The organism is Desulfuromonas sp. CSMB_57 (assembly GCF_020194955.2).
In the GTDB taxonomy this organism is placed as follows: domain Bacteria; phylum Desulfobacterota; class Desulfuromonadia; order Desulfuromonadales; family Syntrophotaleaceae; genus JAFCIY02.
The window spans coordinates 147,234-174,099 of record NZ_JAFCIY020000023.1; the positions used below are offsets into that span (position 1 = coordinate 147,234).

Below are 26,866 nucleotides of genomic sequence, written 5' to 3' on the forward strand. Positions count from 1 at the left end.
AGCCGTTTTTCTTTTGGAACCATGTTTCAGCCCGGGAAAGACAAGGATGGGGTTCGCGGCAGGGTTCCGATGTTGTCGAAAAAGAGCAAAATAAAACCATTTAGGGCCGGATGGCACGGCCCTTGCTGTTTCGTCAGGTTGTCACAACGGGCAGCGATGTTGTTTTTTAATTCAAAGAGGCGGGGTCATCGAGATGGCGTTTGGACTGTTCAGCAAGCAGGATGATCTGGTCGGCATTGACATCGGTTCCAGTTCGGTCAAGCTGATCCAGCTTCGTCAGGTCAAAGAGGGGTATGAACTGGTTCACTTGGGGGTGGCGGCCTTGCCCCCGGAAACCATTGTCGATCATTCGGTCATGGACTCGGTCACGCTGGTCGACTGCCTGCGCGGTCTGGTGGAAAACCAGAAGGTGAAGACAAAAAATGTCGCTACCTCCGTTTCCGGCCATTCCGTCATTATCCGCAATATCTACCTTCCCAACATGACCTCCGACGAGGTCGAGGCTTCCATCGAATGGGAAGCCGAACAATATATCCCCTTTGAAATTTCCGAAGTCAACCTGGATTTCCAGATTCTCGGTCCGGACAGCAAGGATCCCGCCCAGATGAAGGTGCTGCTGGTGGCCGCCAAGAAGGAATTCATTCAGGATTATCTGACGGTTTTCGGCGAGTGCGGTCTGACCCCGGTGGTGGTGGATGTCGACTGCTTCGCCCTGGAAAACGCCTATCAACTCAACTATGACCCCGAGAACGGCCTGATTGCCCTGGTGAACGTCGGCGCCAGTTCCATGAACATCAACATTCTCAAGGACGGGGTATCGGTTTTTACCCGCGATATTCAGAACGGCGGCAACCTGTTCAACGAGGAACTGCAGAAGCGTCTCGGGTTGAACGGCGAAGAGGCGGAGCGCGTCAAATTGGGGGAAAGGACGGGAGAGGTCGATGCAGCCACCGTCGCCGAAGTATTGCGCTACGCATCGGAAACCCTTGCCCAGGAGATCCAACGTTCCCTGGATTTCTTTGCCGCCACCTCCACCGACGGCAAGGCCGGCAAACTGTATCTGGCCGGAGGAGTGTCCCGCACCGCCGGACTGGATTCCGTCCTCGGTCGGCAATTGGGCATTCCGGTGGAAATTCTCAATCCGTTCCGACGCATCACTATGGATGAAAACCGGTTCGATCCGGCATTTGTTGAAGCTGTGCGGCCCCTGTTCGCGGTCGGCGTGGGCCTTGCCACAAGGAGGGTTGGGGACAAATGATCCGAATTAATCTATTGCCCGTCAGGGTGGCGCAGAAGCGAGCCAAGTCGCAGCGCCAACTTCTGGTTGCGGGATTGGCGGTGGGACTGATGGTGTTGGCCTGCGCCGGGCTCCATCTGGCCCTGGTGGCCCGCGTGGCCCGGGAGAAGGCGGAGATCGCCGAAATTCAGACAGAACTGAATTCCCTGCGCAAGGCCATCGGCGAAGTGGCCCAGTTCAAGAAGTTGCAGGCTGAACTGCAGGGCAAGTTGGATGTGCTCGAGGATTTGAAACGCAAGAAAACCGGGCCTGTCCACCTGCTGGACGAATTGAGCCGGGTGTTGCCCGACAAATTGTGGCTGACCTCCTTCACGGAGAAAAGCGGCCAGATAAACATCAAGGGCATCGGTCTCAACGAGAACATCGTCGCCACCTTTATTCGTGACCTGGAAAGCTCCCCCTACTACCAGAAAGTGGATCTGACCGTCACCCGGCAGGTAGTGCAGGAGGGTATCAAGTTGCATGAATTTGAAATTACCAGCGGGGTGGCCATTCCGCAGCCTGCCGTGGCGGTATCCGGGGAGGTGGGACGATGAATCCCAGAGTTGAAAAGATTCTCAACCTGCCGCGACAACAGCAGTATCTCATTCTGGGGGGAATCTGTGCCGTGGTGGTGGCGCTGTTCTGGTTCGGCTTTTACGGGCCCAAGCGGCAGGAATTAAAGGAGCAGCTCCAGCAGAAAGAGACCTTGATGGCGAGATTGGAGGAAGATCGGCGTATTGCTGCTGATCTGCCCCGCTTCAAGGCGGAATATGAACGCATGCAGGCCAAGCTGGAAGCGGCCCTGCAGGAGTTGCCCGACAGCAAGGAGATCGCTTCCCTGCTGACCAGCATCGCCGATCTGGCACGGAACAACGGTCTGGAGGTGCTGGAATTCAAGCCGGGCGGGGAAGTGCCTCGCGATTTCTATGCCGAAGTTCCCGTGTCCCTCAAACTGCGCGGAACCTATCATGAATTTGCCATGTTCTGCTACCAAGTGGGTAATTTGCCGCGGATTGTCAACATCGGCGAATTGAAGCTGGATAATGCCAAGCTGGAGGAGTCGCGCAACCTGTTGTCGGTGGATTGTGTGGCCACCACCTTCCGCTTTATTGAAAAGGCCGCGCAGGAGGCAGCCAAGAAAGGTGGGAAGTCATGAGCCGGGCCGGATTCCGGATGGTCGCCGTTTTCGGGCTGGTGCTGCTGGCGGCGGGTTGCAGTGATGGTACCGCACCGCCCCCTCAACCTGCGGCGCCGCAAAAAATCAAGGTTCAATCCCCCAAGTCCGGCGAGAATGCCGTTGCCGAAGAGTCTCAATCGACGGCAGCAGCGCCGGTTTTTGTCTATAATCCCAGCGGTCGCCGCGATCCCTTTCTCGGCTTGCTGGCGGTGAAAAAGCCGGTCGGAGCACGGCAGTTACAGCCGCAAACCCCCTTGCAGGAATATGAACTGGGCCAGTTCCGATTGACCGGCGTGATTCGCAATTCGTCCGGCCCGGCCGCCATGGTCATGGCGCCCGGCGGCAAATCCTATGTCGTGAAAAAAGGCGTCAAGATCGGCAAAAACGGGGGTACCATCATCGCTATCGAACAAGACCGCATTGTCGTGGAGGAACGTTACTACGATTTTGCCGGTGAATTGCGCAGGGACAGGCAGGAGATCCGATTCCCCAATAAGGCAGGAGATAATTGAAATGCGACCTTTGCCGCTGAAAATGACTGGAGGCAGGATTTGTGCCGGGCTTTGTCTGGCAATGCTGGCAAGTTTGTTGTTCTGGCCGGCTTTGGGTATCGGCCAGGATGCCGTGGTCGAGGATGTTATCCCGCCGGTGCCGGCAAATTCCCGGGCCCGTCGCGTCGAACAGGTGCAAATCCGCGACGGACGCATCGCCTTTGTTGCTGATGGCAACATTCGCGATTATCGCTACTTCACCATGGATGGGCCGCCCCGCCTGGTCGTGGATCTGCGGGGTTTGAAGCCCGGTTTCGATGCCCAGTCCTTTTCGGTGCCGGCCGGCTTTCAGACCATTCGGGTGGGACAATCTTCCGACCGGTTGCGTTTTGTTCTGGACGCGCCGCGTAGCGGGCTGCCTGACTACGCCATCGATCGCCAGGCCAACGCCGTGATCATTACCTGGCCCAACTCCCGGCCTGCGGCGGCTGTGGTACCCGAGGCGGTTGCTTCCGCGTCTCCGGTGGTTGCTCCTGAGCCTGTGGCCGCACCGATGGCCCCGACTGTCGCTGCGACCCCGATTGCGGCGCCGGAACCAGCCGCAAAACCGGTGATCAATAAGGCGGTCAGCATTACCTCCGTCGATTTCAGCCAGCAAAACGGCCGTTCCGTCTTGGCCGTCGGGCTTTCGGGCCGGGCCGAACTGCTGCCGGTGCTGGCGGCCGGGGACATGGTGCGCATCGGCGTCAAGAACGCTTCCATCAGCAGAGCGTTGCGGCGGGCCATCGACACCTCGGCGTTTCCCAGCGCCATCCGTTTGATTACGCCCTACACGGTCAGTGCCGGTTCCGGTCAGGACGTCCTGTTCGCCATCGAACTCAAGGGGCCGATGCCCTATGAGCTGAAACAGGTCGGCAATCGGGTGCTGTTCAGCGTTGAGGACGGACCTTACGCCGAGGCCAAGCCGGCGGCTCGCAGCGAGCGCGTGGTGCCCGTTGCGACCCGTCCCGCTACCGCAGTGGCCCGCGGTGTTGCCGATACCGCACCCGGAACCTTGACTTCTGGGGTGCCGTCCATCGACCGCGGCCCGGCCCGACGCTACACCGGGCAGAAAATCAACCTGATCTTCGATGACGCCAACATCCGCAGCATCATGCAGTTGATCGCCGAAGTCAGTAAATTGAACATCATCGTCGGCGATGATGTGCAGGGCACCGTCACTCTGCGGTTGGTGGATGTACCCTGGGATCAGGCCTTCGATCTGGTGCTGGAAACCCGCGGCTTGGGCCAGATCCGGGAAGGCAATGTGGTGCGGGTCATGCCCCGGGAGAAAATCAGGCAGATGCAGCAGGAGCAGTTCGCCGCCGCCCGGGCTCTGGAAAAGCTGGAAGACTTGACCACCCAGGTGGTGACTGTCAATTATTCGGACGTTAATTCCGTGGCGGAAAACGGTAAGAAGCTGCTGACGGAACGTGGCAAAATTGTCGCAGATGCCCGCGACAAGAAAATGATTGTTACCGATATCCCATCGGTGGTGGCGGAAATCAGGAAATTGGCTTCACTTCTGGATACGCCGGAGCGTCAGGTTCTCATTGAAGCGCGGATTGTTGAGGCTAGCGCTACCTTTTCACGGAACCTTGGGGTCAATTGGGGCCTTACCTATAACAATATTGCGGGTGATGCCACGGGCAACAAGGCTAGTATCGGTGGTGGTGGCACATTGATCGGGATACCTATCAGTCCCGGTACGGTTACTGGGGGACTGGTTAGCGGATTGACTTTCGGGCGTGTTGGAATCGATAAGGCTGTATTGGACCTGCGCCTCGCTGCCCTGGAGACTTCCGGTCACGGTCGTATTGTTTCCACTCCGCGCATCACCACCCTGAACGGCATGGAAGCGGAGATTGCCCAGGGCACTGAAATCCCGTACCTTACGACTAGCGACCAAGGAACTAAGACTGAGTTCAAGAAAGCTGAACTGAGCCTCAAGGTGACTCCGGAAATCAATCCTGACGGTTCTATCTTACTGGATATCGAAGCCAGAAACGACTCGCGTGGAGCTGATGTCTCCGTGGGGTTGGGTAATGCACCGGCTATCGACACTAAACAGGCAACCAGCAAGGTGCTGATTCGAGACGGGGAAACCACGGTTATCGGCGGCATCTTCATCCAGGATCGGCAGGAGAGCAGCGCCGGGGTTCCCTTCCTGAAAAACGTGCCGGTTCTGGGCCATTTGTTCAAATCCACCTCTGTGAGCGAGGAGCGTCGCGAGCTGCTGGTCTTCATCACGCCGCGCATTTTGGACTAGTCAAGTCAGACATTTTTCGGTAAGGTATTTCACCGAAAATTCAAAGGACAGGTGCTGAACCTGTCCTTTTTTTTCCTGAAAACGGGAAGGCTGACCATGGAATTGCGTTATTTGACGGCCGGGGAATCCCACGGCCCGGTACTGACCGCCATCATCGAGGGGCTGCCGGCCAATCTTGACCTGGCGGAAGCCGACATCAACCGGGATCTGGCCCGCCGCCAGGAGGGCTACGGGCGCGGCGGCCGCATGCAGATCGAGCGGGATCAGGTCGAAATTCTGTCCGGCGTGCGCTGGGGAAAGACCCTGGGCTCGCCTCTGACCCTTTCGGTTCGGAACCGGGATTGGGAGAACTGGTCGCAGAAAATGTCGCCCCGTTCCGAGGACCGGATGACGGATCAGGCCATTACCCAGCCGCGTCCCGGTCATGCGGATCTGACCGGGGTCATCAAATACCATCAGGACGATTGCCGCAATATTCTCGAGCGCTCCAGCGCCCGCGAAACCGCCGCCCGGGTGGCGGTGGGCGCGGTCTGCAAACGGCTGCTGGCGGAACTGGGCATGGAGGTCTTGGGCTACGTGGCCGAAATCGGCGGGATTGTTGCCGTGGGCGATGCCGTGCCCTTCCGTGAACGTTTTCAGCGCAGCGAGGAATCGCCCTGCCGCACCTTCGATGTCGATGCCGAACAGCGCATGATGGCGGCCATCGACCAGGCCAGGGAGGCCGGCGACAGCCTCGGCGGGGTGGTCGAGGTGGCGGTGCTCGGCGCTCCTTTGGGCCTGGGCAGTCACGTGCATTGGGACCGCCGGCTGGATGCCCGCTTGGCCGCCGCGATGATGAGCATTCAGGCCTTCAAGGGGGTGGAGATCGGCCTCGGCTTCGAGGCGGCGCGGCGCCCCGGTTCCCAGGTGCATGATGAAATCGCCTGGCAGGGCCAACAGTTCGTGCGCCTGACCAATCGTGCCGGCGGCCTGGAAGGCGGCATGACCAACGGTGCCCCGCTGGTGGTGCGTGGCGCCATGAAGCCCATCCCGACCCTGTATCAGCCCCTGCAGAGCGTCGACTTCGTCTCCAAACAACCCTTCGCCGCCGCTATCGAACGTTCCGATGTGTGCGCCGTGCCGGCCGCCGCCGTGGTGGCCGAAGCCATGGTGGCCATCGAACTGGCGCGGGCGGTGCTGGAAAAGTTCGGCGGCGACGCCATGGAGGACCTGCAGGGAAATTTGGCGGCTTATATGGAATATGTTAAAGGGTTTTGATTTGTGGCGGCAGGCTGAAGACTGAAGACTGAAGGGTGAAGGCTGAAGACTGAAGGCTGAAGACTGAAGGCTGAAGAATAGGCAAGGGAAGGGCAAGGCAAAGCAAAGCCTATATGATTATTAGGCTGTTTTTGGGGTTGGATTTTACTTCAGTCTTCAGTCTTCAGCCTTCAGCCTTCTAACAGTCTTCAGCCTTCAGCCTTCTAACAGTCTTCAGCCTTCTGTCTTTATTAAGGACCTTACCTTTTATGCAACTGGAACATTTAACCGTAGGGCTGGACGAGCGCAGTTATTCCATCTGGATTGGCCACGGTATCTTGCCGTGCCTGCCCGATGCTCTGCGGGAGGTAGCTTTTCCTCGCCGCGTGGCCGTGGTCAGCAATCCGCGTGTCATGGGTCTGTTTGGCGAGGAATTAATCGGCAACCTGCGGGATGCGGGCTATGGGGTCCAGCCCATAACCGTACCCGACGGCGAACAATACAAGAACTGGCAGGTTCTGCAGGGCATCTACACCACCCTCATCGAGCAGGAGTTCGATCGGCATTGCGGCTTGATCGCATTAGGTGGCGGCGTGATTGGCGATATGACGGGCTTCGCCGCCGCGACCTTTTTGCGCGGCGTTCCCTTTGTGCAGGTGCCGACCACCCTGCTGGCCCAGGTCGACAGTTCCGTCGGCGGCAAAACCGCCATCAATCACGAGTTGGGTAAAAATCTTATCGGCGCCTTTTATCAGCCGCGCCATGTGCATGTCGATGTCGCCACCCTGCGGAATCTTGATGATCGCGATTTCGCCGCCGGCATGGCCGAGATCATCAAATACGGGGTGATTCGCGACCGCGATTTCTTTCAGTGGCTCAGGCAGCATCGCGAAGCCCTGCGTCGCAGGGACCCGCAGGCCTTGATCGCCGCGGTAAAGAGGTCTTGCCAAATCAAGGCGAATATTGTAGAAATTGACGAAACGGAAAAGGGCCAGCGGGCTATCCTCAACTTTGGTCACACCTTTGGCCATGCCGTCGAAACCCTGACCGGTTATCGGCAGTATCGGCATGGTGAGGCGGTGGCCATCGGCATGGTGGTCGCAGCCGCCGTTGCCCATCGTCTGAGTCTCTGTTCCGCAGAGGATGCCGCCGCTCTCAAAGCCCTTCTCGAGGCGTTCGATCTGCCGGTCACGCCGCCGGATTTCCCTTTGCAAAGTTATCTGCAGGCCATGCGCAGGGACAAAAAGATGCATGAGGGAAGGTTGCGCCTGGTTTTGAACCGGGGCATCGGTGACTGCGAATTGCGCGACGTGTTCGACCCTGCAGATGTTTTTGGGCCCGTATTGGCGACCGCCCCCGGAGGGCCGTCGATGTGACCATGGACAAGGATCAGGCAACCCGACTGCTGGCGAAAATTGCCGGCTATCTGGAAATCCTCGGCAAAGATCCGCGCTCGACGGTGTTTGTGCCCTTGAGCGACGCCTATCGGCGGCTGGGGATGCTTGATGACGCCTTGTCTCTGGCGCAGCGGGGGGTGCGGACTCTGCCCTGGTTCGGCCCCGGTTTCGTGGCCCTGGGGCGGGTGCAGATGCAGCAGGGCGATCTGGAAGAGGCGCTGCATTCCTTCCGCAAGGCCCTGGAACTGGATGAAGACAGCATCGCCGCCATGCAGTCGCTGGTGCGGTTGCATCTGCTGCGCGGCGAAAAGGACCAGGCCGTCGCCTTGCTGGAACGAGCGGTGCAACTGGCTCCGGAACAACTGGTTTTCGTCAACCTGCTGCGTTCCCTGCGTCCCGAAGGAGCCGAGGCCGGTGCCTGCAGCGAACACACCGAACCGGTTGTCGAGCCTGCGGCAGCGCCAATCGCGACGACCACCCTGGCCGAGTTGTATGTTCGCCAGGGTCATTTTCAGCGGGCGCTGGATATCTACCAGCAACTGCTCGGCGTGCATCCGGACGACCCGCGCCTGCGGGCGGCATGTGCCGACCTGCAAAATCGCTTGTCCGCAGTCGCTGAAGAACAAGCAGACCAACAGGCCGCCTCTTTAGAGGTTTTTGAACCGGCGGGCGCGCCCATTCCGACTGCCGAGGGCACCGACGAATCGGCCGCAACGGCTTTGGGTGCATGGCTGACCGCCATCCGAAAAAGGAGGGAGCATGTTCGGTGAAATTCTGCAGGGTATCGTCGAGGAGGCGGGTGGCGGCATCAGCGCCTCGCTGATGGGCTATGACGGCATCGCCATCGAGCAGTTCGAGCAACCCTGCGACGGCATCGACCTGCAACTGGTGGCCGTAGAATATGCCAATGTGCTGAAGGAAATCAAGCAGACCGCCGGGATTCTCAATGCCGGCGTCATGGAGGAGGTCGCCATCGGCACCCAGCGTTTTTGGGTGTTGATTCGAGCCCTGTCCGAGGACTATTTCGTCACCCTGACCCTGCATCGGGATGGGAATTTCGGCAAGGCGCGCTATCTTTTGAACCGCGAAGCGGGCCGCTTGCGCGAGGCCCTGACATGAGCGGTGTCCGTCATCGGGTGCTGATTGTACACGGCCCCAATCTCAACCTGCTCGGTACCCGGGAACCCCAGGTTTACGGTCGCGAGACCCTCGATGAAATTCATGCCGGGCTGCAGCGCCTGGCCGAGGAACTGGGTGTTGACCTTTTCTTTTTTCAGTCCAATCACGAAGGGGCCCTCATCGACCGTCTGCATCAGGCCCGCCATGAAAACATCGACGGTATCATCATCAATCCCGGCGGGTTGACCCATACCAGTGTCGCCCTGCGGGATGCGTTGGTGGCCGTGGACATTCCCGCTGTCGAAGTGCATCTCTCCAATATCTTTGCCCGCGAATCTTTTCGTCATCATTCCTTCATCTCGCCCGTGGCTGTCGGCCAGTTGTGCGGCTTCGGCGCCATGGGCTATCAGCTTGCCCTGCGGGGCCTTTGCGGCCGATTCGGGGCTTAAAGGACAAGGGCTTTCCCTTCATGCGCCAGGACAGGATAGCCAGGCTGCGGCAATTGCTCGAAACCCGGGAACTGGATGCCGTGCTGCTGGCCGGTTCGGCGAGCTTGCGCTATTTTTGTGGCTTTTCCGGGTCCGACGGCGCCCTGATGGTCAGCGCCGACGCAGTCATCTTCCTGACCGATTCCCGTTATACCAGCCAGGCCGGCCAGGAAGTCGTCGCCGACCATATCCGCCAATATTCCGGCAAGGTGGAGGGCATCGCCGGGCTCATCGGCGAACAGGGTTGGCACCGTGTCGGCTTCGAGGCGGAGGCAATCTCCTTTGCCCTGGCTCAGCGGTTGCAAGGGCAGGCGCCACAGGAATGTGACTGGCAGCCTCTGGGGCAGGAGGTTCAGGCCCTGCGCCAACGCAAGGATGCCGAGGAAATCCGCATCATGGCGGCGGCGGCGCGCCTGGCCGGAGATGCCTTCGAGGAAATTCGACCGACCATCCGGCCCGGAGTCACGGAGCGGGAATTGGCCCTGGCTCTGGAGTTTGCCATGAAGCGCCGCGGGGCGGAGGATAAGTCCTTCGATTTCATCGTCGCTTCCGGTGAGCGCGGTGCCCTGCCCCACGGGGTGGCTTCCCAGCGCCGGTTGGCTGCAGGAGAACTGGTCACCTTCGATTTCGGCGCTCGCTGGCAGGGGTACTGCTCAGATGAAACGGTAACTCTCGCCTTGGGCGAGGTGCCGGCGCAATTGGAAGAGGTTTACCACGTCGTATTGGCCGCCCGGAGACTGGCCCTGGAACAGGTCCGGCCGGGGGTGGCATTGCGCGAGTTGGACCGGGTGGCCCGCGACCACATCGCCGCCAGCGGCTACGGACCCTTTTTCGGCCACGGCCTGGGGCATGGCGTCGGCCTGGAAGTGCATGAGCAACCGCTGGTTTCCGGGCGTTCCGAAGCCGTTGCTGAGATCGATATGGTGTTTACCATCGAACCGGGCATTTATCTGCCGGGCGCCGGGGGGGTGCGAATTGAGGATACCATCCAGGTGACCGCCGACGGCTATCGGCGGTTGACCTGCTTGCCCAAGGAATATAGCGTATTGCCGGTCTGAGCATCAATGCCGCCCGCGAAGGGCCGGGCCGGTGTGGAAGAAACCTGGAATTGGTCATCAACTGTCAGGAGGCAAAGCCTTATGGATATCAAGGATATCAAGGTTCTCATCAAGATCGTCACCGAGTCGGATATCACCGATTTTGAAATGGAAAGCGGCGGCGAAAAGCTGGTGATTCGCCGTGGCCAGGCGCCGGTCATGGTTGCCGCTCCGGCCCCGCAGGTCGTGGCTGCGCCGGCTCCGGCCGCGGCGCCTTCCGTTCTTCCGGCGGCCGCAGCCGCTCCGGCGGTACCGGAAGCCGCTCCGACAGGGAAAGGCTCTGCCGACGAGCGTTACGAGACGGTGGTGTCGCCCATTGTCGGGACCTTCTATCGTTCCCCTTCGCCCGACTCCGACGCCTATGTGGAGGTCGGTACGGTGCTGGAAAAAGGGCAGATCATGTGCATCGTCGAGGCTATGAAGCTGATGAACGAGATCGAGGCGGAATTCAAGTGCCGCGTGGTTCAGATTCTCAAGGAAAACGCCACGGCGGTGGAATTCGGCGATCCCCTGTTCCTGGTGGAACCTCTTTAATCGGCGGCCGGATCCGTTTGGGGGGCAGGGCAATGCCATGCAGCCTGCCTGTCCCTTTTCAGGCAGCATATGAGCCTCATCGGACTGCCTGGCACTGCATAGCATCGGAGATAAAATCGCATGTTTCATAAAATTCTCATTGCCAACCGCGGCGAAATCGCGCTTCGGGTGATTCGGGCCTGCAAGGAGCTGGGGATCAAGACCGTGGCGGTGCATTCCAATGTCGACAGCGAATCCCTGCACGTCAAGCTGGCCGACGAAAGCATCTGCATCGGCCCGGCGCCCAGCGCCAAGAGCTATCTGAACATCAAGGCCATCATCAGCGCCGCCGAGGTGACCGATGCCGAAGCGATTCACCCCGGCTACGGTTTTCTTGCCGAAAATGCCGAATTCGCCGAGATCTGCCAGGACTGCGGTTTGACCTTCATCGGTCCCACCCCGGAAAACATGCGGCTCATGGGGGACAAGATCAGTGCCCGGCAGACCGTGACCAAGGCCGGCGTGCCGATTCTGCCCGGCACCACGGAAGGCGTGGCGACGGTGGAGGAGGCCAAGAAGATTGCCCACGACATCGGCTATCCCATCATCATCAAGGCCACGGCCGGCGGCGGCGGGCGCGGCATGAAGGTGGTGCACTCCCCCGCATCCCTGGGCAACGCCTTTGCCGCGGCGCGCAGCGAGGCCCAGGCCGGGTTCGGCAATCCGGATGTCTACATCGAAAAGTTCTGCAAGAATCCGCGCCACGTGGAAGTGCAGATCCTCGCCGACCAGCACGGCAACGTCATCCATCTGGGTGAACGCGACTGTTCCATCCAGCGCCGTCATCAGAAACTGCTGGAGGAGGCGCCCTGTCCGGTGCTGACCCCCGAACTGCGCCAGCGCATGGGCGACTGTGCGGTGGCGGCGGCCAAGGCGGTCAACTATTCCAGCGTCGGCACCATGGAATTCCTGCTCGATGCGGAGGGCAATTTCTATTTCATGGAAATGAATACCCGCGTGCAGGTGGAGCATCCGGTGACGGAAATGGTTACCGGCATCGATATCATCAAGGAGCAGATCCGCTCCGCAGCCGGCCTGCCGCTGCGTTACCAGCAGTCGGACATCAAGATCACCGGTCACGCCATCGAATGCCGCATCAATGCCGAGCATCCTTTCAAGTTCACGCCCTCGCCGGGCAAAATCGAGGGGTATCACCCCCCGGGAGGACTGGGCGTGCGGGTGGACAGCGCGGTCTATGACCAATATTTCGTGCAGCCTCATTACGACTCGCTGGTCGCCAAGTTGATTGTTCACGCCGATACCCGCGAGGAAGCCATTCTGCGCATGCAGCGGGCCCTGGATGAATACATCATCGGCGGTATCCGGACCTCCATTCAACTGCATCAGCGAATCATGAAGAACAAGGATTTCATGCAGGGACTGGTGGATACAGGTTTCATGGAACGACTCGAAATCTGACCAGGTCATTCGGCAATCGGCCGGTTTTATTCAGCCGGCTCGGTTGAATAAATCTTCATGCAACGGACGCTATCCGGTCCGTGATCTGTAATCGGCACGGGCCGGGCACACAAGGCCCGGCCCGTTGTCCATGGGACCGGAAAAAAGGGGAACCGTCATGCGCCACCTCATCCTGGCAATGGGCCTGCTGCTGTCGGTCGCAAGCGCCCTTGCTGCTCAAGACGACTCGCTTGCGCCGGTCATTCCGGCGGATGCCGGGCGGAAGGTGTTGGCTCTGGAAGAGGCCGTCCGGCTGGCCTTGACCCGCAACCTCGCCCTGCAGGCCCAGAGCTTTGAAACCCGCGCCGGTGATGCGGAATTGAGCCGGGCCTACGGCCTCTACGATCCGCGCCTGGGTCTGTATTTTAACGAGGGTGAGAGCAACGAACGCTCCAACCAGGTGTTTTTTGAGGCCAGCAACGCGGTTCGCTTCCGTGAGTTCGGGGTGTCCCTGGATCAGAAGCTGCCGACGGGCGCCGCACTCAGCCTGGACTTCGATAACCGGCGGCAGGACAGCAGCCCGGCTCCCGGCATCAATCCCGCCTATCGCGGCGAGGTACGGTTCAGCCTGGTGCAGCCCCTGCTGAAGGGCCTGGGCAGCACGGTGACGGAGCAGGGAATTCTGCTGGCAGCCAAAGACCGGGACGTGGCGGTGGAAAACCTGCGGGAACAGGCCTTTGCCGTCCTGTCGGAAGTGCGAAACGGCTATTTCGAAGCATTGCGCCTGCGGCGCAATGTGCTGGCCCGACAGACCTCGGTAGCTTTGGCCGAGACCCTCTTGGCCGAAAACCGCGAGCGGGTTCGGGTCGGGATGTTGCCGCAATTGGATGTGCTGGAAGCGGAATTCGGATTGAAACAGCGCGAGAGGGATTTGCTCGATGCCGAGCGGGCTTATCTGGATGCCCTGGATTTGCTGGCGCTGCTGCTGGACAGCCCGGAGCCGGTGACGGTGGCAGCCGTGCCCATGGAAAATGCCGTGCAGACCGACCTCCAGGCCGATACCCAACAGGCCCTGGCAAAGCGGCCGGATGTGCAGCGCCGGCAGCGGGAAATCGAGCGTTTGGACATCCAGCGTCGCGTGGCTCGCAACGCCCGGTTACCCGCCCTGGATCTGGGCGCCAGTTACGGGCACAAAGGCCTGGGGCGGGAATACAGCAACAACCTGTCCGATCTCGGCGGGGGCGATTTCCCCAACTGGCAGGTCGGGCTGACCCTGTCCTATCCCCTTGGCAACCGCGAGGCCCGGCATGAAGCCCGGCGCCTGGCGTTTCTGCAGCAGAGCCGCCAGGCCCTGCTGGCGCAGTTGCACAGCCAGGTGCGGACGGAAATCATGGCCGCCATCCGGCTGCTGGAAGTGAGCGGTAAAAAACTCGAGGTGGCGGCCAGCGGTTTGGCCTTTGCCGAGGAAAAGCTCCGCAACGTCATGAAGCGCAAGGAGGTCGGGCTGGCCACCACCCGCCAAGTGCTCGAAGCCGAAGAGGACCTGGCCCAGGCGCGCACGGACGAATCGGCATCACGGGCCGATTATCACAATGCCGTCACCGTCTACTGGCAGGTTTCCGGGCAGTTGCTCGAAATTCAGGGGGTACGTTTCAGCGGTGAGTTCCGGGACGAGAGCCGACCGTTGTTGGCCCCGCACCAGCCATGAGTCTGCTCGTCGGCCATATTCCCTATCTCAACTGCGCGCCTTTCTTTCACCATCTGCCCGATTTCGGGTTTTCCGGCAGACTGGTCAGAGATGTTCCGACGCGGCTGAACGCCCTGCTTGCCGCGGGCCGCATCGATGTGGCGCCGGCCTCCTCCTTCGAATACGGTTGCCGCGCCGACCGTTATCGCCTGTTGCCTGCTCTTTCCATCAGTTCCATGGGAGCGGTGCAGAGCGTGCTGCTGTTGGCTTCCGATTCCATCGAAAGCCTGCGCGATGGCACCATTGCCGTCACCGACGCCTCGGCAACCTCCGTCGCCCTGCTGCGGGTGCTGCTGCGGGAATGGTATGGCTGGACCGGCCGGCTTGCCGTGTATCCTACCAACGAAGTGGAACGCATTATCGCCGCCGGCGGCGCGGGCCTGCTCATCGGCGACCGGGCCCTGCGTGCCGGACTCTCCGGCTCGGCGCCATGCATCTACGACCTTGGTCAACTCTGGCATGAATATACCGGCCTGCCCTTCGTTTTCGCCCTGTGGATCGTTCACCAACGGGCGGCGGAGACCAAGGCTGCCGAAATTCAGGCCTTTGCCGTCCAATTGCAGGCCTCCCTGCAGCGATCCCGACAGGATTACGCTGCCTTGGCGCGGCATTTGGCAACAGATTGTGGTTTCAACGCGACCGCCTTGGTGGCCTATTGGAAGGCCATGTCCTTCCAATTCGGCGAAACCCACCGCCAGGGCTTGGAACTGTTTTTCCGCCTCGCCGTCCGCCACGGCCTGTTGCCTGAAGCGCCGCCATTATGCTTTTTTGGCGACCCCTTTTCCGTTGACGCTTTCAAAGGAATAACATAAACTGGCGAACCATTCACACCGGCCCGGGTGGCGGAACTGGCAGACGCAAGGGACTTAAAATCCCTCGGCCGTATGGCTGTACGGGTTCGACCCCCGTCCCGGGCACCAAAAAAACCAAGGCGAATCAAGCTTTTATGCTGATTCGCCTTTTTTATATGCGCTGTCCGGAAATAACGAAAAATGCCTCAGGTATTAAGTGTGATCCCCCTTCTTGCGTACGACCGCCGGCATCACTTCTCCGCCACGGAAAGATCCTGATAGGCCGCCCAGATTTTGGCCGGGGTCGCTTTGCCGACAATGCAGACGACGCCGGAATGGACAAACACGTCGCCCTCCCTGATCTGGATTTCGAATTGCCCGCCGCCTTGATTGATGGCCCGGACGGCGGTTCCGGTTTCCGTGGTGAACTGGGTTACGCCCTGAAAAATAACGGTATCCTTCATCGTCGCCTCCTATCCAAAATCATGAAAATCTGGTACTGCCCTTGCACGGCCAAGTCAAAACAGCCCGCCTGCGCAAAGAGTCACACGGTGAAGTTTACCACTCTTTTACCTGCCTGCTCTGGTCGTCCCGCTTTGTGCCGGTTACAGTTCGACTACCAGAATCCCGTTGCGTCCGGCGCGTTTAGCCTGGTAAAGGGCCTTGTCGGCAGCGGCGATAATGGCCATTTCGTTCACCTTTTTCTGTTTTCCGCTGGTGGCCGTTCCACCCACGCTGATGGTCAGTTGCAGCGGCACCCCGTCGACGGTTATGGTCATGGCTTCGATGCTGTGCCGGATACGCTCGGCGAAAGCTTCCAGACCGGCCTTGTCGGTTTCCGGCATGATGATGGCAAATTCGTCGCCACCATAACGAACCACGATGTCCGAGGTCCGCATGACCTGTGACACCTGCTTGGCGACTTCACGCAAGGCGACATCGCCGACCAAATGTCCCAACCTGTCGTTGATTTCCTTGAATAGATCGATGTCGAAAAAGATCAGGGACAGAGGCCGCTGGTAGCGTTTGCTTCGGTCCAGTTCGTTTTCCATAGCCTCCTGGAAATAGCGATTATTGTAGAGACCGGTCAACTCATCGCGATAGGCCAGTTGGCGATAGCGTTTGTTGGCCTCGAGGAGTTTGGTGACATAGATGCTCGATTCCTCCTTGGACTGCTTCAGGTCCATGAACAACTGCTCGTAGCCGATGTTGAGTTTGCCCAGTTCCTGGTTGGCTTCCTGCAACATTTCCGAAAATGGCTTGATCTTGTTGTTCGGAATGTCGAAAAAATCCATGACTTCGTTAGCTTGGCCGGCCAGACTGTCGATGAGGTTTTTAGCTTCCTGCTCCGTCAGATTGTAACGGAGGGTAAGCACATCAAGAACTTCAACCATATTGACGCTGCTTTGGCTGCCATGATAGGTCGCAGAAATTCTGTCGGCCAGATTCAGGATGTCCAACGTTGTCCGATGGCTGTCAGGAACAGATTGCGGCCGATGGGAATAAAAAATCGGCAGGTAGATGTTTTCCGGGAGACCCCAATCCTTTAGCAGAGTGCCACCCAGGCCGGCATGGCAAAAGCCCAGCAGTTCATGCTCAATATCGTGGCCGGAGCGTGCGCGGCTGTTCTTTTGAACCAGCACTTCCATGTAGGTGTCCGTACAGTGGTGAAAAAGCACCAGTACGCCGATGTCCTGTAGCAGGGCGCTGACAAACAGGGTGTCACTGTCCTGCCCAACCTGTTGGGCCAATGTCCTGGCGGCAACGGCCGCGGTTACCGCACGCTTCCAGAAATACTTGAAATCGAAAAAACCATCCGCATCGCTGTGCATGGTGCGGACAATAATGAAGGTCAGGGCAATGTTTTTCAGGGCGCTGATGCCGAGAATGGTCAGGGCGCTTTCAATGCTCTGCACTTTGCCGTTACAGCCATACATGGAGGAATTGGCCACCTTCAGCAGCTTGACCGCCAATGCTGGATCGGCGGCGACGATGCGACCCAGATTGGCAAAACATTGGTCATCATTTTGGACCGCTTCCAGAATGCGGACGACAATCCCCGGTGGAGAGGGAAGTTCAACTTTTTGACCGATCAGAGTCCGGACGGCATGAATGTCGCGCAGGGGGAGGGCGGAGGCCTTCCCTTCAGATCCGGAGGTATTCCGATTTCCATCCATAGAGTGCATATTCTCCGGCAGGCCGAAGGGCAGTCGGCCGCTTATCGAACCGGCTTTCGGCAGGCAATTGAAAATCTTCCTGAAGCTGGTGTGCGTAATAGCCAGCTAACAGAGTGTTGTCGGTTCCAGTCAAATTTTTGGCTGGCTGTCATTGTGCTGAATCTCCAGGAAGATGGCCAAAAATGAAAAACCCTATCCCTGGGAAAAGCCGTGCCGGGCCCCCAAACTCCTGGGCTGAGCAGTTACGTTTTTTTCTTTTCCAAGGTATCACAGAACATGAAGACGGCTTTGCAGAAAGGCTTTTCTTTAATCGACTTGGTGTATGCAAAGAATGGGCCTTAATGAATGTCAAGTTTAGCGCATTGTATATATCGTAAACAATTAGAAATCTTGACATGAAAAAGAATGAGATTTATTTTGTGATCCATGCGGGACGTTATGTGTCTTTCGTTATAAGGCCTGCTGCCGGGCCTTTGTGTCCACCTTTAAAAAGGAGGGCGGGATGCCCGGAAATGGCTTCTCCGAGTCCAAACACCTTGTCGAACTGCATTGTCCCTGCTGCCAGGCCCTGGTCCGGGTTCTGCCAAGGGAGGTGCGACTGCAGGCGACGTTTTGCTGCCCGCATTGTTGTCAAGAAACCCGGTTCGAAAGCTCCCACCTACTGGAATCCCTGCATCAAATCGAGGCCATGCTGGCTCAGTGCCAAGCACGATAGGTCTTCCCACCTCCAAAAATTCTTCTTGCATAGGGTTCTGATCCCTTGGGCGAATGGTATAGTTGAGCCGAGAGCGGCCGTTGCGTCATGCCCCTGAGCAGCCAGACCTTCGTGAGCACTTCGGCGTGACCGTTGCATCGCCGCTGTTTGGTGCCCATCAGCCAAGGCGGTGTTCCAAGGAGTATCCATGACACCTAAATCCCTTTTGGAACAGAGTCTCGGCTTCGTCATCTGGCTGGTCATCACCTTTTCCGCTGCGGCTGTCGGCAGCGTCGCGACCATGAATGCCCGGGATTTCTACTCCCAACTGGTTTTGCCGGCCTGGGCGCCGCCGGGATGGGTTTTCGGCCCAGTCTGGACCCTGCTTTATGCCATGATGGCGGTGGCGGCCTGGCTGGTCTGGCGGGTTGGGGGATTTCGTGCGGCGCGCGGCGCGCTGTGCCTGTTTCTGATTCAACTTGCGTTTAATGCACTCTGGAGTTGGCTGTTCTTTGCCTGGAATCGCGGTGCCCTGGCATTTCTGGAAATATGGCTGTTGTGGCTGCTGATCCTGGCAACGCTGCTGGCCTTCTGGCGAGTCAGAGCCGCCGCCGCTTGGCTGCTGGTTCCCTATCTGCTGTGGGTGAGTTTTGCCGCGGTTCTGAGCCATGCCATCTGGCAACTCAACCCCTCGATCCTGGGCTGATATTCCCATGAACCGAGGAGTGCGAGTGTTTGCTCCAAGGCTGCTGGATAGTTGCACCATTTTTTTCCTGCTGGAAGAGGAGCAAGCACCCCATGGAAAGTGAAAAAATACAGATTCGTACCGAAGCCGGGCAAATTCTTGAAGTGGAGGTGGCCGGCAAAAAGTCCGATGCCATCTGGGTGGTACTGGGCGAAGGGGCGCACAGTATCAAGTGCAAACTGACTCCGACCCGTACCGGTCGGGCCTATGCGGGCACTGTCATGGGCCGTGAAATCGTCTACGAACGCAGCGTGCAACAGGTTCGAGAGGATCTGGCCCGACACCGTCCTGAGCAAAACTTGCGCAAACCTTCTCGCTGAGGCGGATTTTTCGTGAGGCGAACACCAATGCGCGTCGCCGGAGTTTGAAACCTACAGGGGAAACCTTGGCCAGGTCTGCGGCGGCGCGCCTTGCCGGCAACCAAAATCTCTCAGAATTTCTTGACACGACTAACCGTACGGGACACAAGTCTTGAGATTGGCCATCAATCCCTATGGAACCATCGGTTTCGGCCTGGCCTCGACTTATGCGCTGCTTGGGTCCTGGTCCCTGCCGGAGTTCTGCTGGAGCACCTGGTTGGCGGGTCTGGTCTATGCCTGGGGTTGCATTGCCACGGCCTCGGTGCAAGGCGTTTTCGCCGCCTGCTCCCATCGGAAAGCCATCGAGGAGCGTTTGCCCTTGCTACGGCATTTCTCTCCTGCGGTCTTTCTGTTTGGCGCCATTCTGCTCAGTCTGTCCCTGGGGTGGCTGACCTTCCGCCTTTACAGTTTTTTGTTCGGTTTCTATGGTCTGTTTCTCTCCGTATTCGCCGAACTGGAACCCTATTCCCTGTTCGGACGTAACGGCTTCATCAACTCGGACTTTTTTACCCCGGTGTTTTTTCTGCTTGAGCGTTTCTGGCCCATGGTGGTCGGCGTGCTGATTGCGAACTGGCAGGACTTTCTCGGCGGCAACCCTTGGCAGCGAGTCCGATTGCCCTTGCAGAGAGAGATCGTGCGTCTGCACGTCATGATTCTCGCATTGCCGTTTTTGGCCCTGCTGGCATGGGCTCTGGTCGGCGCGGCCTACCAGCCCATCACCATCCTGCTGCTCATGGCTCTGCTCTATCTGTTGCCGAAACCGTCGCAGGCCAAGCGTGACCAAGACGGAGAGATAAAACGGGAGAAGGCCGTACCCTGGGTGGAGTGAGACGGTGAAGGTACTTTTTCTGCAACCCAACCTGGCCGATGTACGCTCCGCGGATGCCATGGAGCCGCTGGTGTTTGCCATTCTGAAAAGCCTCACTCCGGCGGATGTCGAAGTGGCTCTGCGTGATGAACGGGTGGAGCCGATTCCGGATGAGGAATCGGCCGATCTGGTGGCCATGACCATCCAGACTTTTACCGCCCGCCGGGCCTATCAACTGGCGGCCCAATTTCGGGGTCGCGGCATCCCGGTGGTTGCGGGCGGCCATCATCCAACCCTGCTGCCGGAAGAAGTGCTCCGGCATGTCGATGCGGTGGTCATGGGGGATGCCGAGGGGATCTGGCCGCAACTGCTGGCCGATGCCCGCAGCGGTCGCCTGCGCCGTCTCTACCGCGGGCCGCAGCCGCCGCTGACTTCCGGCCTGATTCCGGACCGTACCATTTTTGCCGGCAAGAAATATCTTCCCATCCATCCCGTGCAGTTCGGTCGCGGCTGCCGCTATGCCTGTGACTTCTGTTCCGTGCATGCCTTTTACGGCACGTCGCTGCGTTATCGGCCGGTTGCCGACCTGGTTGCCGAGCTGGCCGCATTGTCGGGGCGGATGGTTTTTCTGGTGGACGACAACCTGTTCGCCGATCCGGCCCGTGCCCGGGAACTGCTGCAGGCCGTTGCTCCACTCGGATTGCGCTGGGTCTGTCAAGCCAGCATCGATGTCGCGGCCGATGCATCCATGCTGGATCTTTTGTCCCGAAGCGGCTGCTGCTGCGTCCTCATCGGTTTTGAATCCCTGCGGCGCGGCAACCTGGTGCAGATGGGCAAAGCCGCCAACCTCGCGCTGCCCGATTACGATTCCGCCGTGGCCCGAATCCGGCGCCGGGGCATGATGGTCTATGGCACCTTTGTGTTCGGCTATGATGCCGACGATGAAACGGTATTCGCCGAAGCGGCGGATTTTGCCATTCGCAACAAGCTGTGTCTGGCCAACTTCAATCCTCTGGTCCCCATCCCCGGAACCCCACTGTTCCGGCGCCTGGCCGCGGAAGGGCGTTTGCTGTTTCCCGCCTGGTGGCTTGCGCCCGACTATCGCTACGGCATGGCGACCTTTCGTCCCCGGAGCATGACCGAAGCGGAACTTACCGCCGGCTGTTTTTGGGCTCGCAAACGTTTCAATGCCTTGGGCACCATTGTCCGCCGGGCCCTGGACCGGCAGGCCAACGGGCATAATCTGCAGCAACTGGCTCTGTTTCTAGCTGCCAATCTGACATCGCGGCGGGAAATTTTCCGCAAACAAGGGCTGGCCCTCGGGCCCGATGGCGGTTTATGCGAATCACCCTGATCAAACCCAATATCGGCCGGATGGAACATAGCCTGTACGTCGATGAAGGGCGCATGGAGCCCCTGCAACTCGGTGTGCTGGCCGGCATGACGCCTGCCGACGTGGAGGTGGAACTGGTCGACGATCGGATCGAGGCGATCCCCTATGAACGGCCAACGGATCTGGCAGCCATCACCGTCGAAACCTTTACCGCCCGGCGCGCCTATGAAATCGCCGCCGGTTACCGGGCCCAGGGAGTTCCGGTGGTGATGGGCGGCATGCATGCCACCCTCCTGCCGCAGGAAGTTGGCCGCCATGCCGATGCCGTCTGCATCGGCGATGCCGAACCGGTCTGGAAGCACATTCTGGAGGATGCCCGGCGGGGAGTCTTGCGCCCGCTTTACGAGGGCACATGCGACCTTCCCCAGCCGGCAAGCCTGACCCGCCGGGATCTGTTCCGGGGCAAGGGATATCTCCCCATCACCCTCCTGCAGTTCAGTCGCGGCTGTCGTTACACCTGCCGGTTCTGTGCCACCAGCCGTTTTTTCGGTGGGCGTCATCTGGTGCGGCGAATCGACGAGGTATTGAGGGAAATCGACGCGCAGGAGCGCAAACTGCTGTTCTTTGTGGATGACAACATTGTCGCCAGCCCGGAGAGTGCCAAGGAACTGTTCAGGGAGTTGATTCCTCTCAAGATGCGCTGGGTTTCTCAGGGCAGTCTCGATATGGTCAACGATGGGGAATTGATGCGGCTTATGGCGGATAGCGGTTGTCTGGGGCACGTCATGGGTTTTGAATCCCTGCGGCCGGAAAACCTGCGCGTCATGGGCAAAACCCCCAATTCCGGCGCCGGTTCCCGGTATCAACACGAACTGGCCGTGCTGCGTGAGTACGGTCTGCAGATCTGGGCCGCCTTTACTCTGGGCCATGACGGTGATACCCTCGAATCCATTCGGGGCATCCTGGATTTTGCCCTGGAAAGCCGCTTCGCCTATGCCGCCTTCAATATCCTCATGCCCTATCCCAACACGCCCTGGTACCACGAACTGGCCGCTGCCGGGCGCCTGCTGTACGACGGCTGCTGGTGGTTGCATCCCGACTACCGTTTCAACCATGCCGCCTTCCTACCGCGCGGCATGTCCGCCGAGGCCTTGACCGAAGCCGCGTTCCAGGTTCGGGCGCGGTTCAACAGTCCGGGGGCCTTGCTGCGGCGTTTCATCGGTTTGCAGGGAAATCTGCTGTCCCTCTATCGGGTGGCCCAGTTCCTGATTTACAGCCGGCTTTTTCGGCGCGAGCTGTTCAAAAAACAGGGCATGCGTTTCGGCCTGGGATAGTCCCGCGGTCAGAAAGAGTGTTTCCGAAACAGGTGCCGAACTGCGCAAGCCAATTCAAATTCCTGTCAGCAGGCAGGGATCCTGCCGGATTTCCAGCTTGCGGAAATCACCGCGCCGCAGCACGTTGCGGATGATGTCGATGCCCTGCCCAATCTCCTCCGCACTGACGATGAGATGAGGCCGAAAGCGGATGCCGCATTCGCCGCAGCCGCTAAGCAGCAGTCGAGCCTGGAAAAAGGCTTTGAGCAACTGGTCGCGGGTATGGGAGTCGGGGGCGTCAAAGGCGCACATCAGTCCGCGGCCGCGGGGATTGAGCAGGGTTTCGGGAAATTCCGCGGCCAGTTTCCGCAATTCGGCCAACAGCAGAGCCCCTTGCCGGCGGGCATTTTCGACCAGTTGTTCCTCCTCGATAATTTCCAGAATGTAGCGGCAACGGGCCATGTCCACCAGGTTGCCGCCGAAAGTCGAGTTGAGACGGCTGCGCTCCTGAAAGACGTGGCAGCCGACCTGCTCCACGCGGCGCGAGGCCAGCATGCCGCAGACCTGGGTTTTTTTGCCGAAGGCCAAAAGGTCGGGTTGAATGCCGAAGTGCTCATAGGCCCAGAACCGTCCGGTCAGGCCGATTCCGGTCTGCACCTCGTCCAGAACCAGCATGATCTCATGGTCATCGCAGATGGCGCGCAGGGCCTGAAAAAATTCCGGCCGGAAATGATTGTCTCCGCCCTCGCCCTGGATGGGTTCGATGATCAGGGCGGCAATATCGGCGCCATGCTCTGCGATAGCGCTGCGGATCTCTGCCAGGGACTGATTTTCCAAAATCTCGACGGCTGCCAGACCTGGCTCGTCGAGAGGGAAGGAAATCTTGGGAATGCTGATACGCGGCCAGGAAAACTTCGGGAAAAACTTGGTTTTCCGGGCATCGAAGGTGTTGGTCAGGGACAGGGTGTAACCGCTGCGGCCGTGAAAGGCCTGGCGGAAGTGAATGACCTGCGAGCCGTTTTCGCCGCGCAGACCGGCGGCCAGGTTCTTACGCACTTTCCAGTCGAAGGCGGTTTTCAACGCATTTTCCACCGCCAGGGTGCCGCCGTCGATAAAGAAGGCGTGGGGCAGATGGTCGGGCATGGCGAGGCGGGAGAAAGTGGCCACGAATTCCGCCATGGCGGTGGTATAGACATCGGAGTTGGACGGCTTGTTGACCGCCAGGCGGCCGAGATCTTCACAGGCGGCCAGCAGACGCGGATGGTTGTAGCCGACAGCCATGGAGGCGTACATGGAAAAAAAATCGAGGTAACGATCGCCGTTGCGCTGGTCGACGAACCAGCTGCCCCGGGAGCGCTCCAGATCGAGGATGATATCGAAACCTTCCGTCAACAGATGGCGGGACAACTGCGCTTTGACATCCTGGGGCTGAATCACCGGCACCTCCTTGGTGGAAACGGCAGACTTGCATCGATGCAATGTACCATTTCAGTTTAACAAGGTCGCCGGCTTCGGCAATGGTACCAAAAGGCACCCTGCCTGGAAAACGTGGTGCCGGGTGCAATCCGCGGGTGAAACGGTGTGGTCCGGTGGGCTTATACAACTGACGCCGGCAGGCCGCTGCCGGTGGAGATGCTGCGGATGATCTGCGGCAGTTCCTGATGATGCTGGATGGTGAGGGAATCAGGGAAATGGCCTTTATAGCCGACGAAGGCCATGCCGGCGCGGCGCGCCGCTTCCCGATCCACATCCATGTCGCCGACGAACAGCAGGTCGGTCACCGGCAGCTTGAGACGTTCGGAGGCCAGCAGCAACAGATCGGGGTGGGGCTTGCCGTTGACCACGTCGCGGCTGGTAAGGATGGCGGAAAAGTAACGATCCAAGCCGAAATAGGCACTCAAATCGTGCATGCTGTTGCCCCGGTTGGTGGCGACCGCCAGGGGCATGGTGGAAGACAGTTCGGCCAGCAGGTCCATGATGCCGGGCTCGGGAACGATGAGGGGGATGAACTGGCGGTAGTCGATGGCGGCGGCGATTTTTACGGCCCTCTCCGCCTGCTCCGGGCCCAGCAGGGCGGCAAACACCTCCGGGGTCGTGACGGTATGGCAGAGGTAGACCTTTTCGTGGTCGTCGTCGGCGATGGCCGGCAGTCCCAATTCCCGCAACACCGCGCTGTAAAAGGCGACATTGGCTTTCAGGCTGTCGAGCAGCACCCCGTCACAATCGAAAATAAGGCCGCGCACCATGCTTAGGGTTGCCTCCAAAGGGGTGGCCCGCTGCCGGAAACCACCGACGGGCCGATGGTTCTTCTTCCTGTGCCGCCCATTGTAGCTGGTGAGGGAGGGGAAAGGCAACAGCGGTCGTCAGTGAAACCGGTCAGTCGTCCAGATAGCGTTTTACCAGGCCGTGATAGGCATCGATGCGGCGATCACGCAGAAAGGGCCAGATGCGACGCACCTGTTCGCTGCGCCGGCGGTCGACGGTGACCACCAATACCTGTTCCTGGTCCTGGCTCGCCCGGGCCAGGATTTCCCCCTGGCTGCCGGCAACGAAGCTGTTGCCCCAGAAGATGGCGCCTTGCTCGGCGTTGGCGGGATTGGCTTCGAAGCCGACCCGGTTGACGGCCACCACCGGCAGGCCGTTAGCCACGGCATGGGAGCGCTGGATGGTGAGCCAGGCATCGAGCTGCCGTTGCTGCTCTTCCAAAGAATCTGCGGGATCCCAGCCGATGGCCGTCGGGTAGATGAGCAGGTCCGCTCCCGCCAGCGCCATGAGGCGGGCGGCTTCCGGATACCATTGATCCCAGCACACCAGCACCCCGAGGCGCCCGACCGAGGTATCGATGGGGGTGAAGCCGAGATCGCCGGGGGTGAAATAGAATTTTTCGTAATAGCCCGGATCGTCCGGAATGTGCATTTTGCGATAGCGTCCGGCGATGCGGCCGTCGCGCTCCAGAACTACCGCCGTATTGTGATAGAGTCCCGGGGCGCGACGTTCGAACAGGGAGGCGACGATGACCACATTCAACTCCCGGGCCAGGTCGCCGAGTTGTTCCGTGGCGGGACCGGGAATCGTTTCCGCCTGGTCGAAACAGGTCGTATCTTCGGTCTGGCAGAAGTAGAGGCCGGCATGCAACTCCTGCAGCACCACCAGTTGGGCACCGGCGGCCGCCGCTTCGCGGATGCCGGCCATGCTGCGGGCCAGGTTGTCCTGGCGATGGCCGCTGCAGCTTTGTTGTACCAGGCCGATGCGCAGTTCGGTGGTCATGACAGGACTCCTTTCGGCAACTGCATGGTGACGCAATGCAGGGAACCGTGCTGGCGAATCAGGGGCCGGCAATCGATGCCGATGATGCTGCGTCCCGGAAAGGCGTTGCTGATGGCCGCCAGGGCCTGTGCGTCCCGGGGATCGTCATAGGTGGGAACCAGCACAGCCCGGTTGATGACCAGAAAATTGGCATAGGTCGCCGGCAGCCGTTGGCCGGTTTCATCGAAACAGGCTTTGGGCCAGGGCAGGGGGATGAGCCGGTAAGGCTGATCTTCGGGGGTGCGCAGGGCGCCCAGTTCCTCGCCCATGCGGGCCAGGGCCTCGAAATGCTCGTCCGCCGGATCGTCGCAGGTGACATGAAGAATGGTGTTGTCCGGTGCCAGGCGCGCCAGGGTATCGATATGCGAATCCGTATCGTCCCCGGCCAGGTAGCCGTTTTCCAGCCAGAGGAAATGTCGGCCGCCCAACAGGCTGCGCAGTTCCTGTTCCAACTGCTCCCGGGTCAGATGGGGATTGCGGTTGGCGTTGAGCAGGCACGTGGTGGTGGTCAGCAGGGTGCCGGCGCCGTCGGATTCGATGCTGCCGCCTTCCAGGATCAGGCCGGGAACGGTGATGGGCAGGGCGCCGAAAACTCCGCTGCGGACCAGGCCCTGGGTGACCTGATTGTCGTGATGGGCGGGGAACTTCAAGCCCCAGCCATTGAAGCCGAAATCGAGCAGGTGCGGGCGGCCGTCCTCTAAAACGGTAATCGGGCCGAAGTCGCGGGTCCAGGTATCGTTGGTGGGCAATTCCACCACCATGACCCGCTCCGGATCAATGCCGACGGTCTGTAGCCGAGGCAGCAATGTGTGCGCATCGCCGGCCACGATCAAGACCTTTTCAAAGCGGCTGATTTCCTTGGCAAGGCGTAAAAATACCGGTTCCACCACCTCCAACCAGGGGTGCCAGTCGCTTTCTTCGTGGGGCCAGGCCAGCAGCACTCCGTCCTGTTCTTCCCATTCCGCCGGCAGTCGCAGGGGCATGTCGCGTGTCTCCTATTCAGGGCAATCAGGGCCGCTCATGATAATCA

Annotated in this window: 26 protein-coding genes and 1 tRNA gene; 21 read left to right on the top strand and 6 right to left on the bottom strand. The window is 59.7% G+C overall.

All coding sequences use genetic code 11. The features are described from left to right. The first annotated feature begins 193 nt into the window (after positions 1-193). The 16 genes from pilM (at position 194) to JQN68_RS06830 (ending at position 15,230) form a co-directional block, all read left to right on the top strand. Positions 194-1,258, top strand: a complete 1,065-nt coding sequence (gene pilM, locus JQN68_RS06755) for a type IV pilus assembly protein PilM (RefSeq protein WP_249621078.1) — start codon at positions 194-196, stop codon at positions 1,256-1,258. Next, on the top strand, positions 1,255-1,833 hold the full coding sequence (locus JQN68_RS06760) for a PilN domain-containing protein (protein ID WP_225072856.1): 579 nt from the start codon (positions 1,255-1,257) through the stop codon (positions 1,831-1,833). Before pilM ends, JQN68_RS06760 begins: the two co-directional genes overlap by 4 nt. After that, complete coding sequence (locus JQN68_RS06765; RefSeq protein WP_225072857.1) at positions 1,830-2,435, top strand: type IV pilus inner membrane component PilO; 606 nt, start codon at positions 1,830-1,832, stop codon at positions 2,433-2,435. Before JQN68_RS06760 ends, JQN68_RS06765 begins: the two co-directional genes overlap by 4 nt. Further along, positions 2,432-2,968: a pilus assembly protein PilP gene (locus tag JQN68_RS06770; RefSeq protein ID WP_225072858.1), complete on the top strand. Its 537-nt coding sequence runs from the start codon at positions 2,432-2,434 to the stop codon at positions 2,966-2,968. Before JQN68_RS06765 ends, JQN68_RS06770 begins: the two co-directional genes overlap by 4 nt. A 1-nt stretch (position 2,969) precedes the next feature. After that, positions 2,970-5,255, top strand: coding sequence for a type IV pilus secretin PilQ (locus tag JQN68_RS06775; RefSeq protein WP_249621079.1), 2,286 nt, complete (start codon positions 2,970-2,972; stop codon positions 5,253-5,255). Between the two features lie 96 nt (positions 5,256-5,351). Continuing rightward, positions 5,352-6,512: a chorismate synthase gene (gene aroC, locus JQN68_RS06780; protein WP_249621080.1), complete on the top strand. Its 1,161-nt coding sequence runs from the start codon at positions 5,352-5,354 to the stop codon at positions 6,510-6,512. A 248-nt stretch (positions 6,513-6,760) separates the two neighbouring features. Further along, positions 6,761-7,867 carry a 3-dehydroquinate synthase gene (gene aroB / locus JQN68_RS06785; protein ID WP_225072861.1) on the top strand — a complete coding sequence of 369 codons (1,107 nt, stop codon included), beginning with the start codon at positions 6,761-6,763 and terminating at the stop codon, positions 7,865-7,867. A 2-nt stretch (positions 7,868-7,869) separates the two neighbouring features. Continuing rightward, positions 7,870-8,658 carry a tetratricopeptide repeat protein gene (locus JQN68_RS06790; protein ID WP_225072896.1) on the top strand — a complete coding sequence of 263 codons (789 nt, stop codon included), beginning with the start codon at positions 7,870-7,872 and terminating at the stop codon, positions 8,656-8,658. Then, positions 8,648-9,007: a roadblock/LC7 domain-containing protein gene (locus JQN68_RS06795; protein WP_225072862.1), complete on the top strand. Its 360-nt coding sequence runs from the start codon at positions 8,648-8,650 to the stop codon at positions 9,005-9,007. The genes JQN68_RS06790 and JQN68_RS06795 overlap by 11 nt, the downstream gene beginning before the upstream one ends. Further along, positions 9,004-9,456, top strand: a complete 453-nt coding sequence (gene aroQ, locus JQN68_RS06800) for a type II 3-dehydroquinate dehydratase (protein WP_225072863.1) — start codon at positions 9,004-9,006, stop codon at positions 9,454-9,456. Before JQN68_RS06795 ends, aroQ begins: the two co-directional genes overlap by 4 nt. A 20-nt stretch (positions 9,457-9,476) precedes the next feature. Further along, positions 9,477-10,553 carry a M24 family metallopeptidase gene (locus tag JQN68_RS06805; protein WP_225072864.1) on the top strand — a complete coding sequence of 359 codons (1,077 nt, stop codon included), beginning with the start codon at positions 9,477-9,479 and terminating at the stop codon, positions 10,551-10,553. An 81-nt stretch (positions 10,554-10,634) separates the two neighbouring features. Continuing rightward, positions 10,635-11,126: an acetyl-CoA carboxylase biotin carboxyl carrier protein gene (gene accB, locus JQN68_RS06810; RefSeq protein ID WP_225072865.1), complete on the top strand. Its 492-nt coding sequence runs from the start codon at positions 10,635-10,637 to the stop codon at positions 11,124-11,126. A gap of 120 nt (positions 11,127-11,246) precedes the next feature. After that, positions 11,247-12,584: an acetyl-CoA carboxylase biotin carboxylase subunit gene (accC, locus tag JQN68_RS06815; protein WP_225072866.1), complete on the top strand. Its 1,338-nt coding sequence runs from the start codon at positions 11,247-11,249 to the stop codon at positions 12,582-12,584. 157 nt (positions 12,585-12,741) lie between these two features. Continuing rightward, complete coding sequence (locus tag JQN68_RS06820) at positions 12,742-14,271, top strand: TolC family protein (protein ID WP_225072867.1); 1,530 nt, start codon at positions 12,742-12,744, stop codon at positions 14,269-14,271. Next, positions 14,268-15,122 carry a menaquinone biosynthetic enzyme MqnA/MqnD family protein gene (locus JQN68_RS06825; protein ID WP_249621081.1) on the top strand — a complete coding sequence of 285 codons (855 nt, stop codon included), beginning with the start codon at positions 14,268-14,270 and terminating at the stop codon, positions 15,120-15,122. Before JQN68_RS06820 ends, JQN68_RS06825 begins: the two co-directional genes overlap by 4 nt. Positions 15,123-15,143: 21 nt before the next feature. Beyond that, positions 15,144-15,230: transfer RNA gene (locus JQN68_RS06830), tRNA-Leu, on the top strand. A 122-nt stretch (positions 15,231-15,352) separates the two neighbouring features. On the opposite strand, the gene JQN68_RS06835 is transcribed toward JQN68_RS06830, so the two are convergent. Together JQN68_RS06835 and JQN68_RS06840 are read right to left on the bottom strand one after the other, a co-directional pair. Further along, a complete protein-coding gene (locus tag JQN68_RS06835; RefSeq protein WP_225072869.1) occupies positions 15,353-15,565 on the bottom strand; it encodes a hypothetical protein in 213 nt (70 codons plus the stop codon). A gap of 141 nt (positions 15,566-15,706) precedes the next feature. Further along, entirely contained in the window at positions 15,707-17,278 is a 1,572-nt protein-coding gene (locus JQN68_RS06840) for a sensor domain-containing diguanylate cyclase (protein ID WP_225072870.1), read from the bottom strand. A 902-nt stretch (positions 17,279-18,180) separates the two neighbouring features. Between JQN68_RS06840 and JQN68_RS06845 the strand changes: the two genes are divergently transcribed. From JQN68_RS06845 to JQN68_RS06865, 5 genes are all read left to right on the top strand, one after another. Further along, entirely contained in the window at positions 18,181-18,678 is a 498-nt protein-coding gene (locus tag JQN68_RS06845) for a TspO/MBR family protein (protein ID WP_225072871.1), read from the top strand. Between the two features lie 92 nt (positions 18,679-18,770). Beyond that, positions 18,771-19,037: a hypothetical protein gene (locus JQN68_RS06850; protein ID WP_225072872.1), complete on the top strand. Its 267-nt coding sequence runs from the start codon at positions 18,771-18,773 to the stop codon at positions 19,035-19,037. Between the two features lie 151 nt (positions 19,038-19,188). Further along, positions 19,189-19,905 (top strand): hypothetical protein, encoded by a 717-nt coding sequence (locus JQN68_RS06855; RefSeq protein WP_225072873.1) that lies wholly within the window; start codon positions 19,189-19,191, stop codon positions 19,903-19,905. A 4-nt stretch (positions 19,906-19,909) separates the two neighbouring features. Beyond that, on the top strand, positions 19,910-21,238 hold the full coding sequence (locus JQN68_RS06860) for a B12-binding domain-containing radical SAM protein (protein ID WP_225072874.1): 1,329 nt from the start codon (positions 19,910-19,912) through the stop codon (positions 21,236-21,238). Next, on the top strand, positions 21,223-22,551 hold the full coding sequence (locus JQN68_RS06865) for a B12-binding domain-containing radical SAM protein (RefSeq protein WP_225072875.1): 1,329 nt from the start codon (positions 21,223-21,225) through the stop codon (positions 22,549-22,551). Before JQN68_RS06860 ends, JQN68_RS06865 begins: the two co-directional genes overlap by 16 nt. Positions 22,552-22,605: 54 nt before the next feature. On the opposite strand, the gene lat is transcribed toward JQN68_RS06865, so the two are convergent. The 4 genes from lat to JQN68_RS06885 all read right to left on the bottom strand — a co-directional run bounded on the left by lat (position 22,606) and on the right by JQN68_RS06885 (position 26,819). Beyond that, positions 22,606-23,967, bottom strand: coding sequence for an L-lysine 6-transaminase (gene lat / locus JQN68_RS06870; RefSeq protein ID WP_225072876.1), 1,362 nt, complete (start codon positions 23,965-23,967; stop codon positions 22,606-22,608). A 158-nt stretch (positions 23,968-24,125) separates the two neighbouring features. Beyond that, positions 24,126-24,776, bottom strand: a complete 651-nt coding sequence (locus tag JQN68_RS06875; RefSeq protein ID WP_225072877.1) for an HAD family hydrolase — start codon at positions 24,774-24,776, stop codon at positions 24,126-24,128. Positions 24,777-24,906: 130 nt separating this feature from the next. After that, positions 24,907-25,797: a carbon-nitrogen hydrolase gene (locus JQN68_RS06880; protein ID WP_283775418.1), complete on the bottom strand. Its 891-nt coding sequence runs from the start codon at positions 25,795-25,797 to the stop codon at positions 24,907-24,909. After that, on the bottom strand, positions 25,794-26,819 hold the full coding sequence (locus JQN68_RS06885) for an agmatine deiminase family protein (RefSeq protein WP_225072878.1): 1,026 nt from the start codon (positions 26,817-26,819) through the stop codon (positions 25,794-25,796). The genes JQN68_RS06880 and JQN68_RS06885 overlap by 4 nt, the downstream gene beginning before the upstream one ends. Between the last annotated feature and the right edge of the window lie 47 nt (positions 26,820-26,866).